At 56.3% G+C, this 6,945-nt stretch carries 6 protein-coding genes; 4 read left to right on the forward strand and 2 right to left on the reverse strand.

The genetic code is table 11. The annotated features are described in order from the left end of the window. Position 1 precedes the first annotated feature (1 nt). The 4 genes from O3A94_14890 (at position 2) to O3A94_14905 (ending at position 4,768) form a co-directional block, all read left to right on the forward strand. Positions 2–1,843 (forward strand): hydantoinase B/oxoprolinase family protein, encoded by a 1,842-nt coding sequence (locus tag O3A94_14890; protein MDA1357539.1) that lies wholly within the window; start codon positions 2–4, stop codon positions 1,841–1,843. Positions 1,844–2,104: 261 nt separating this feature from the next. Next, positions 2,105–3,190 (forward strand): C45 family autoproteolytic acyltransferase/hydrolase, encoded by a 1,086-nt coding sequence (locus tag O3A94_14895; protein ID MDA1357540.1) that lies wholly within the window; start codon positions 2,105–2,107, stop codon positions 3,188–3,190. A gap of 166 nt (positions 3,191–3,356) precedes the next feature. Continuing rightward, entirely contained in the window at positions 3,357–3,701 is a 345-nt protein-coding gene (locus O3A94_14900) for a hypothetical protein (protein MDA1357541.1), read from the forward strand. A 5-nt stretch (positions 3,702–3,706) separates the two neighbouring features. After that, the gene (locus O3A94_14905; protein MDA1357542.1) at positions 3,707–4,768 is read left to right on the forward strand and encodes a GTP-binding protein; all 1,062 of its coding nucleotides are present in this window, start codon (positions 3,707–3,709) and stop codon (positions 4,766–4,768) included. A 54-nt stretch (positions 4,769–4,822) separates the two neighbouring features. Here the strand turns inward: O3A94_14905 and O3A94_14910 are convergent, their stop codons facing one another. Next, complete coding sequence (locus O3A94_14910) at positions 4,823–5,716, reverse strand: polysaccharide deacetylase (protein ID MDA1357543.1); 894 nt, start codon at positions 5,714–5,716, stop codon at positions 4,823–4,825. A 71-nt stretch (positions 5,717–5,787) separates the two neighbouring features. Beyond that, a partial coding sequence (locus O3A94_14915) for an ABC transporter permease (GenBank protein MDA1357544.1) occupies positions 5,788–6,945 on the reverse strand: 1,158 nt, incomplete at its 5' end.

Here is a 6,945-nt window from a genome sequence, read left to right on the forward strand (position 1 = left end):
CATGCAGTCTGCTGCGCGCATAGATCGCATTACGGCACGGGTCATCCAAGGCGCGTTGGAGAATATTGCGGTCGAAATGGGCTTCAAACTGATGCGGATGTCGCATTCGAGCTTGATCCGCGAGTCGGAAGACTTTGGCGCGGCGATCATCGACAGCCAGGGACGCCAAATCGCTGAAACTCCTCAGAGCACGCCCCTTCAATCCGGCCCGCTGCCCGGTTACATCGACGGCATCCGCCGTGCCCTGGAGTCACGCGGTGAGAAAATCTGCCCCGGCGACGTATATATCCACAACGATGCCTATGCCGGTGCATCGCATGTGCCGGACGTAGCCTTCTGTGTGCCGGTGTTCCTCGGCGACACATTGGTCGGCTTCTCCGCCACGTCGGCACATCATCTCGATATCGGCGCCCACACGCCAGGCAGTGCTGGCATCGTTGATGCCGTCGATGCCTATGCCGAGGGCTTGCAGCTAAAGGGCCTCAAAGTCTTCGACCGCGGCGTTCGAAACATTGCCCTGTGGGCGATGCTGCGCGACAACATCCGCTCATCCGATCTCGTCGTCGGAGATATGGAAGCACAAATCGCGGCGTGCCGGATCGGTAGCGACGCATACCTCAAACTGATCGACCGCTATGGCCTGGACCTGGTCGAAGCTGCCGCCGACGAACTGATGGATTATTCAGAGCGCATGATGCGGGCGGCCATTCAAAGACTGCCCGATGGGACGTACAACGCGAAAAGCCATATCGACGGGTTCCTCGATAGCGAAGCCCCCGCCCGCCGCGAACTGCCGATCGAAGTTACGATCACCGTTGACGGCAACGATCTGACTGTCGATTTCACCGGCACGTCACGCCAAGTAGATGATCGCCCGATCAACATGCCATTGCGCGGTACTGTGGATTGCGCCGTCTCGACGACCCTGCGGTCGATCCTTCTTGATTCTACGGTGCATGGTCGCATCCCACAAAACACTGGCCTCATGCGTCCGATCAAGATCGTGGCACCCAAGGGAACATTGGTAAATCCGATCTTTCCCGCACCGACGATCTCCCGCGCCTGCCCAGCGATCGAGTGCGCCAACACCATCATGAAAGCCCTGGCCCAGGCGGTGCCCGAGCAGGTTAGCGCCGGCGTAGGCAATCTGAACGTGATCGCGTTCAGCGGCCTCAGAGGCGAGAGTCACTGGGTTCATATGGAGGTCTATGAAGGCGCTTACGGCGGACGTTATCGGAAGGACGGCATCGACGCCGTCGATATCTTGTTCACCAACACGCGCAACAATCCGATAGAGGATATCGAATCGCATTTGCCGCTTCGGATTCATCGCTATGAACTAAGGAATGATGGCCATGCCCAAGGCAAGTGGCGCGGCGGAATCGGTGCAGTCCGGGAGACCGAATGGCTGGAGGACGGCGGATTTTCGGTCGAGGGCGAAGGCCAAAAATTTCCGCCCTGGGGTTTCGATGGGGGGGCCGATGGTTTCACGTCGAAAATCGTTCTCGAGCGCAACAATGGTGACAGTCAGAAATTACCCTCCAAAGTTCCCTACATGCTGGCGAAAGCAGGCGACCGCACGATCGTCACGGGGCCGTGCGGTGGCGGCTATGGCAACCCACTCGAGCGAGATCCGCAACGGGTGCTTCAGGACATAAGTGATGAATACATTTCGATCGCGGTGGCCGAGCAAAATTACGGCGTTGTTATCGCAGCTGATTCGACAGTCAACCTGGCTGCCACCGAAGAATTGCGGAGCGCCCGTAAGCTCGCCCTTCGCGCGCTCGCGTCTGCACCGCAGGAAGAAGCGCCCGGCAAGATCAAATCGCCGCGAGAGGGGTAACGCAAACCACGATTTGATTTGAGTCACAAATCAGCCATCGATGTCCGCTTTGGGTCACGAAGCCACTGTCAAAGCCAACTTGATTCTTATTCTGGATTGCGTCCGAGACCTGTTCATATCTTTTCGCCTATGATTGGGTTATCCGGCCATGCTAGAATTTCTCGATATCTCATTTCAAACGTAGCCTCTCCGAGGAGGGGAGAATACGTCTAGCAAACTCGGATCGCTGCATAAGCCATCCGTAGCCAGAGAGAAAAAATCATGACGAAAACCGTTCTGGATTTGTATGGAGATCCGATTGACCGTGGTCGCGTCCACGGTGAGAAATTGTCCGCTCAAATCGGGCAGAATATAGACAGATATTTGAAGCGTTTCGAGCTCTTGGGATTTGGGCGCGACGCCGTACTGTCCGAGGCGGCGAAGTGGGCCGAAGCATTGCGCCCCAAAGATACGGTGTTTTGGGAGGAGATCGATGGCGTCGTCCAGGGTTCGGAACGCTCGCTTAACGAGATCACCTTGTTGAACGTGCGCTATGAACTGCTCGTCAACATGATGAAAAGCAATGCGCAGCACCAAGCAACCGCCATGGACGCTTGCACCTCATTTGCAGTGCTGCCGGAAAGGTCAAAAACCGGCGAGACGATGATCGGGCAGAATTGGGATTGGGTGAAAGACATCCATACAATGGTCTCGCGGGTCACACGCGAAGACGGGCCGGATTTCATCCATATCGGCGAAACGGGCACGATTGGCGGCCTACAAGGCGTCAATGAAAACGGCATCGGCACGGTGATCAACGCGCTGCTCACACCGGATGACGGAAAATACCCGTATGAAAAACCTTACCGCATGCGGGTGCGCGACATCATGAATGCCCGCAACATGCAGGAAGCCATCTTGGCGGTGTGCGGAACCAACCGCTCTGTGTCGATGAATTTTCTTCTGGCCCATGAAGACGGCATTGCGATTGATATCGAAACCGGTCCCGACCGCGAAGCATTCATCTATCCGGAAGACGGGCTGTTGACCCATTCGAATCATTTCTGTGAACTCGATATCGAATCAGAGGTGGTCAAACTGTGGCCGAACACGATGTACCGGAACGTCAGGCTGGAGCGCCTGTTGCGCCAGAGCCAGGAACTCGATGCGACGACGATCAAGTCGGCGATGGCGGATCATTTCTCCCATCCGCATTCGATCTGCGCGCATTATGATGATAACGAAGCCGAGACGCTGCGCTTGCAGAGCAATCATTCTATTATGATTTCGCTCAATCAACGCACGCTCTACATCACCGACGGCAGCCCCTGCGAATCAGACTATGAAACCTATCCGCTTGCGGCCTGATGCCAATTTGGCGATCCGCGCGAGCGAGCCGCCAGAATTGAGTTATGAATGCGAATGGGCCCGGCGGATATTTCCTATCCGGCGGGCTTATTTGTTACTGCGGGGATATAAGTTTTAAGGTGAGAGGGTTGGGCAGCCGCGCGAACTTGTTGGTGGAGGAAAATTAATGTGTGCATTTTGCGCGATGCTATCGGGCGGCGGCGCACATTGGACTGAAGCCGGCACGAACGCGGGTAGTTCGAGCGAAGTCGAAAGCGGACGGGAACGCTACCTCAAGCGGCTGTATCGGGTCGGCCTGATGAACCGGATCCTCGATTATTACGGCTGTACTACCGAAGATTGGGCGAACAATAATTACATTGTCCGCAGCCGGAGCGGACATACCGTCATCGTCGACCACTTGCCACAAGTTTGGATGACGGTGGATGGGCTTGCCGGCAAGCCGACGGATCCGCTCGATGGCGGATTGCTCGCGGCGTTGCGCCAGCGTGATCCCGCCCCCCGCGGTTGACCGCCATGGGCGCCTACAACCAACTTATCCCGGTCTTTGTGCTGACCGGGTTCCTCGGCAGCGGCAAGACGACCCTGTTGAACCGCATGTTGCGCCATCCTTCACTCAAAGACGCCGCAGTCTTGATCAATGAATTCGGCGAAGTTGGCCTCGATCACCTCCTGGTCGAGCGGATCGATGACAATACGGTTCTGCTCGAGGGCGGCTGCCTGTGCTGCACCATTCGCGACGACCTCAAGGAAACGATTCTAAGCCTCGATGATCGGCGCTCCCGCGGTGAGATTCCGCTATATGAGCGAATGGTTATTGAGACCACCGGGCTGGCCGATCCGTCGCCAATCCTGTTCACCTTGATGGCGGATCAGACCTTGCGCCATCACTACAGGCTGGCCACAGTCATCACCACTGTGGACGCCGTCAATGGATGGGGACATCTCGATCGTCAAGAGGAGGCAGTCAAGCAGGCAACTGTCGCAGACCGCATTGTTATCACCAAGACCGATATCGCTGCGCCCGAGCAGATCACGCGTCTCCGGCAACGGCTGCACCGGCTCAATCCGTCAGCCGAATTCCTGACCGCCGATCATGGCGAAATCGATATTGAACATCTGCTTCAAGCCGATCTCTACGACCCCGCTACCAAGGGTAAAGAAGTGCTGCGCTGGGTTGAGATTGAAGCCGCAAAAGACGCGACCGGCCGCGCTCTCGATCATCGTCATGAACATGGTCATGACCCAAATCGTCACGACGCGAATATTCATTCGTTCTCTTTAGTTTATGACGAGCCGATCGATTGGACGGCGTTTGGTATTTGGCTGACCATGTTGCTGCACACCCACGGCGAAAACGTGCTGCGTGTGAAAGGCATGCTAAATGTTAAGGGGGTGGAGACGCCGGTTGTCATCAATGGCGTGCAACATGTTGTGCATCCGCCGATGCATCTCGATGCCTGGCCCGATGCGGACCGCCGCTCGCGCATCATCTTCATCGTGCGCGATATCGAGAAACGACGCATCGAGGAATCGCTCGAAACATTCAACGCAATCGGAAGCGGCAATCAGAACTAGTCCGATCGCTCGCTTCCAGATCGCCCACCGCTCTTTGCCAAGCGGCCTAATATTTTATTTTCCCGGGAACGGGTTGCGCTTTTTAAAGTCTTCCGCCATCTCGCCCATCGTCACAAACCGCACACCGCTGTGCGACAGCATATGATCGAACAGGCGCTCGAGCATGAGGAGAACTTGCGGTTTGCCGGCGCAATCGGGATGGATGACGCAGGTGAACGCCGCGTAATCATGATGGCGGTATACCCAATCGAATTGATCCCGCCAAATATCTTCGACATCACGCGGATTGACCCAGCCATGGCTATTCGGAAAGGTCTTGACGAACATCATCGGCGGCGCGTCGTCGAGGTACCAACTAGCCGGCAGTTCGATCAAATCGACCAACTCGCCGGCCTTCCAGGGCTTCATCCATTCTTTTGCTTCCTTCGCATAGTCGATCTTGGTCCAAGAGTCGCCTTTGCGCAGATAATGCGGAAAATAATCGTCTTCCATCATGCTGCGGTCGTACAGAAAATCGCGCTCGAGCAGCAGATCGATTGTGTTCGAGCTTAATTCCCACCACGGCGCGACATAGCCCACCGGGCGCTTGCCGCAGAGATCGGTGACCAGCTCTATGCATTTGTCGAGGACATCGGCTTCCTGCTGACGCGACATCGCCAGCGGATTTTCATGGGTGTAACCGTGGACGCCAAGTTCGTGGCCATATTTGACGATTAACTCGGATTCTTTCGGAAAACTCTCGATCGAATGGCCGGTGATGTCCCAGGTGGTTCGAATTCCGTAGCGTTCCATCATTTCAAGAATGCGCGGCACCCCGCGCTTGGCGGCAAAGACGCCGCGCGAAATGTCGCACGGCGAGTCAGCCCCGCCGAATGACCCGATCCAAAGCGAAACGGCATCGAAATGGGGATTGAAACACACTTGAATATCTTTTTTCGTCTCAGCCATGATTTCCTCCAATTCTTACGGTCTTGTTGTCGTTTGCGGTCCATTGGCCGGACCATAGCGTTAAAGTCGGGTCAGCGGATCATGCGTTCCCTGAGCGCTACGATGGCACCAAGCAGAACGACGCCATAGATAATGTTACGAACCGCCTCCGGCAGCAACGTACCAGAGAGCAGAGTGCCGAGAGCGGTGAACAGTAGGGCGCCGCCGAGAATGCCGATATAATGTCCGCGCCCGCCCGTGATCAACGTGCCGCCGAGCACCACGACAGCGATCGACTGTAGAAGGAACGGATCACCCATCCAAAAAAACGCCTGTCCGCTAAATCCGGAATACAGAACGCCGACGAGGGCAGAGCAGAAACCGCTCAACATATAGGCTCCGACGACCGATTTACCGGTCCACACACCGGAGAGTTTTGCCACCGTGATGCTGTTGCCCACGGCGTAAAGACGCCGGCCGAATACGGTCCGGTTGAGGAAAAGCGTGGCGACGATGGTAAACACCAGGAGAAACCATCCGATCGGCGTGATGCCGAGAATTCGTCCCGAGACGAACCAACGCAGGGCAGGCGGCGAACCGCCAATCGGCGCGCCGTCACTGAAGATCAACGCAACCCCCTCAAGCATGCCCGCCATGGCCAAGGTGACAATGATTGGAGATAGCCCGAACGAAACGATCATCATGCCGTTCAGAAAGCCGATTCCGATGCCAATGGCGAGCGCTAGCGGAATCACCCAATAGGCCGGACCGTCAGTACCGAAACTGAACGTGGTCACGACGATGGCGGGAAAGGTGATAACCCAGGCGACCGACAGGTCGAGCCCACCGGAAATAATTACTGCGCCCTGACCCAGTCCAAGAATCGCGAGAAACGCCGTGAACAGCAGCAGCACATTGATGTAGCTGAGGGCCCCTAGACCGTCGCCGTAAAAGATGGTCGTGGCGATCACGATGGCCGCAAACATCACGTAAGTCGGTGAGATGTAACGCAGGACGGCCTTATTGCGCGTAAACCATCCGGGCATCGACAGTGTATCTGAACCGGTGCTGCGTTCGGCCATCCGTTCCAACAGGCCGGACAAGACACCGGAGCGTCGGACCGATGGTTCGGGCTCCTTGGGCGAGGTCTGGCCAGGATTTTTGATTGAGCGCATCCAATTCTGCAGCCCAACGATGGCAGGTGATTTTCTATTGACCGAAAACCCAAGGACGGCGGCAATCAAAATTGC

This window comes from Pseudomonadota bacterium, assembly GCA_027624955.1.
Taxonomy (GTDB): domain Bacteria; phylum Pseudomonadota; class Alphaproteobacteria; order UBA828; family UBA828; genus PTKB01.